Origin of the sequence: Arthrobacter sp. 35/47, from assembly GCF_000520475.1 — a bacterium.
GTDB classification, from domain to species: domain Bacteria; phylum Actinomycetota; class Actinomycetes; order Actinomycetales; family Micrococcaceae; genus Arthrobacter_D; species Arthrobacter_D subterraneus.
Window position 1 is genome coordinate 18,253 of the sequence record NZ_KI914598.1, and the last position, 2,859, is coordinate 21,111.

Below are 2,859 nucleotides of genomic sequence, written 5' to 3' on the forward strand. Positions count from 1 at the left end.
CGGCAATCATCTGGCTGCGCTTCGAGCCGGTAGGGGCTGTCCTGTCCGTACTTCTGCTGGCGGTCGGCGGCATGCTCCTGGTACGTGCCTGGCTGAGGCTCGGCCAACGCCTGCAGGGGTGGGGGCCGGAAACCCGGCGAACCATTCTCACCGCGACCCTGGCGTGGGCAGCGCCGATGTGCCTCGCGCTGCCCCTGTTCAGCCGCGACGTGTTCGCCTACATCGCACAGGGTCAGGTCATGGTTGCCGGCCTCAACCCGTACAAGGACGGCTATTCGCAAATCTCCAACTACCTGCAGATCGGTGCCGACGATCTGTGGGCGCAGAGCCCCACGCCGTACGGACCGATTTTCCTCTGGCTGGAGGAGTTGGTTGTGCGGATCACGGGAGGTCAGCCGGACCTGTCCATTCTGCTTTTCCGCCTCCTCGCGCTGATTGGTGTGGCGATGTGCATCTACTACGTGCCGCGGCTCGCCGAGCTGCACAACGTCAATCCCAACCGCGCGCTATGGCTCACCGTCGCGAATCCCCTCTTTCTCACGAATTTCGTGGCCAGCATCCACAATGATTCGCTCATGCTCGGTCTTGCCCTTGCCGGTCTCTACTACGCGGCAAGGGGCCGTTTCCTCCCGGCTATCCTCCTGGTGACACTCTCGATCGGCATCAAGCCGATCACCCTCATCTTCCTTCCCTTCATCGGATTGATGTGGGCCGGCCGCGGCGCGGGCTGGCCGCGCAAGTTCCTGTACTGGTCGCTGACAGCGGGGCTGTCCCTGGGAATTCTCTGGATACTGGGCATCCTGAACGGTTTCGGTTTCGGGTGGGTGGGTGCGCTCAGCACCCCGGGAAGCGTCTGGATCTGGTACGCGCCGATCGGCTTCCTGGGAATGTTTGTTGCCGTCACCGGTGACGCCCTGGGGTTCGACGGATGGGCGTGGGCAGACATCGTCCATTCCATCGGCACCCTGATTTCGCTGGTCTTCGTCGCGTGGTTTGTGCTCAAGGGCGACCATGCCCACCTGGTGCGCCGGCTCGCTCTCGCCCTCGCGGCCGTGGTCCTTCTGGCCCCAATGATCCAGTCCTGGTACGTGGTCTGGCTTATCCCGCTCTTTGCTGTCACCGGAATCCGCGACGACTGGCAGGTCAAGATCCTTTATTTCGCCGTGTCCTTCTTCATGATCTACGCCATCTCGGACCAGCTGGACATCTTCCCCTACATTGAGCTGAGCCTCCACACCGCCCGGCAGATTGCAGCGGCGATCGGGGTGGCCTTTGCCACCTACCTCGTCCTGCTTGACCCGAGGACAAAGACGCTGTTCCGTGGGTCGGGTGCCTCAGCCGGAGCAGCTCCTAGCCGATAGAGCATTTCGGCGCCAACATGCGAAGGGTGTCCAATGCGGCAATACTGGAGGGATGAGTGAACCGCAGGAACAGGTAATACGGGCAGCATTCGACATCTCGGACTGGGCTCCCGAGTCATATGCGGCAGAGGGTGTGGACAGCGAACTGACCCGGGTAAGAGCAACCAAGGAGTTCGCCGGTGAGATCGCCGGGACCTCGGTCGCCGAGCTGCTGATGGCGGGTAACAGCAGGGGAGCCGGGTACGTGGCGTCCGAGGTATTCACCGGCAGCGTCCTTGGCCGGCGCGGAAGCATGATCGTTCAGCACTGGGGATTGGCCGAGGGGACAGCCGCTGCCAGCTCCGGCCACATCATTCCCGGATCCGGGACCGAAGGCCTGACGGGAATCGCAGGTCGCGCGGAGTATTCGCAGGACGCGTCCGGTCAGCACTACCTCGAACTGCGGGTGACATTCCCGGAGTGAATTCAGTGCCCCCGGCGCGACTCGAACGCGCAACCTACGGATTAGAAGGCCGTTGCTCTATCCATTGAGCTACGGGGGCATGGGCAGGCGCGGAGCCCACACAAGCTTAGCGGTTCCAGTGTGCGTCATCTCCTCCACAGCGGACAAATTCCACTGGAGTTTCCCACATAGTTTCGGGTACCCAACAGAGCATCACCCTCCGGGCGGAAACTGGAAGTGGCCGACGCGCCGGCGCCGGTCCTCCAACTTCTGAAGGGACACAATGATGAGCAACAACGTGACAATCCGCGGCTTCGTCGGCACCGAGATCAAGTGCTCGGTCACCGGCAGCGGGCTGCCGATCGCCAAGTTCAGGCTGGGCAGTTCAGACCGGTATTTCGACAAGAAGGTCAACGCGTGGGTGGACGGTGACACCAGCTGGTATTCGGTGTCGATGTTCCGCTCCCTGGCCACCAACGCCGGGGTGAGCCTGCAGAAGGGCGACCGCATCATCGTCACAGGCAAACTCCGGGTGCGCGCCTGGATCAATGATGACGGTAAAAGCGGCACCACGGCTGAGATTGACGCCGATTCAGCCGGTCATGACCTCCTGTTCGGCACCGCGAGCTTCCGGCGCTCCAGCGCGGATCGTCCTGAGGCGGCAGTCCAGCCGGGCGGGGAGGACGGGTTCCCTGCCATCGACTACGGGACTGGGGAGATATCGTCTCCAGGGTTCGGTGCACCGGGAACCGCAGATGAATCGGAATCCAGCCAGGACGACGGCGGTTCCGGTGCGGACGGGGCCAGGGAGGGCGAGCTCGTCCCGGCGCCGTTCTAGAGGAATCCCGGTCGGAACGCGAAGGAGCCGGAGCGTGGAAGACTTGTCTCATGCGGGAACACTGGACACGCCGGGAGGCCAAAGCCCGGAAGAAGGGCGCGGCCGTGCCGTTGTGCATCGTTGCGGTCTGGATCACCTCCGTACTGAGCGGATGCGGAGCTCCCGCGGCCGGAGGCCATGCCCTGGCCGGGCAGGTGGTGCCGGCGGCGCCTGGCCCG

Annotated in this window: 3 protein-coding genes and 1 tRNA gene; 3 read left to right on the plus strand and 1 reads right to left on the minus strand. The window is 63.6% G+C overall.

Annotated features, from left to right (window positions below):
• Window positions 1-1,361 (plus strand): polyprenol phosphomannose-dependent alpha 1,6 mannosyltransferase MptB (gene mptB, locus X803_RS18975; RefSeq protein ID WP_084033601.1); only part of this gene is annotated, 1,361 nt, incomplete at its 5' end.
• Window positions 1,362-1,413: 52 nt separating this feature from the next.
• Window positions 1,414-1,824 (plus strand): DUF3224 domain-containing protein, encoded by a 411-nt coding sequence (locus X803_RS0109630; RefSeq protein ID WP_026544986.1) that lies wholly within the window; start codon window positions 1,414-1,416, stop codon window positions 1,822-1,824.
• A gap of 6 nt (window positions 1,825-1,830) precedes the next feature.
• Here X803_RS0109630 and X803_RS0109635 read toward each other — a convergent pair.
• A tRNA-Arg gene (locus X803_RS0109635) sits at window positions 1,831-1,903 on the minus strand.
• Window positions 1,904-2,089: 186 nt separating this feature from the next.
• On the opposite strand from X803_RS0109635, the gene X803_RS21040 reads away from it, so the two are divergent.
• Window positions 2,090-2,641, plus strand: a complete 552-nt coding sequence (locus tag X803_RS21040; RefSeq protein ID WP_162149220.1) for a single-stranded DNA-binding protein — start codon at window positions 2,090-2,092, stop codon at window positions 2,639-2,641.
• Window positions 2,642-2,859: the final 218 nt, after the last annotated feature.

Bases quoted from the DNA above. Each gene is read 5' to 3' on its own strand.
- X803_RS0109630 (WP_026544986.1), top strand. From the start codon at position 1,414: ATGAGTGAACCGCAGGAACAGGTAATACGGGCAGCATTCGACATCTCG.
- X803_RS21040 (WP_162149220.1), top strand. From the start codon at position 2,090: ATGAGCAACAACGTGACAATCCGCGGCTTCGTCGGCACCGAGATCAAG.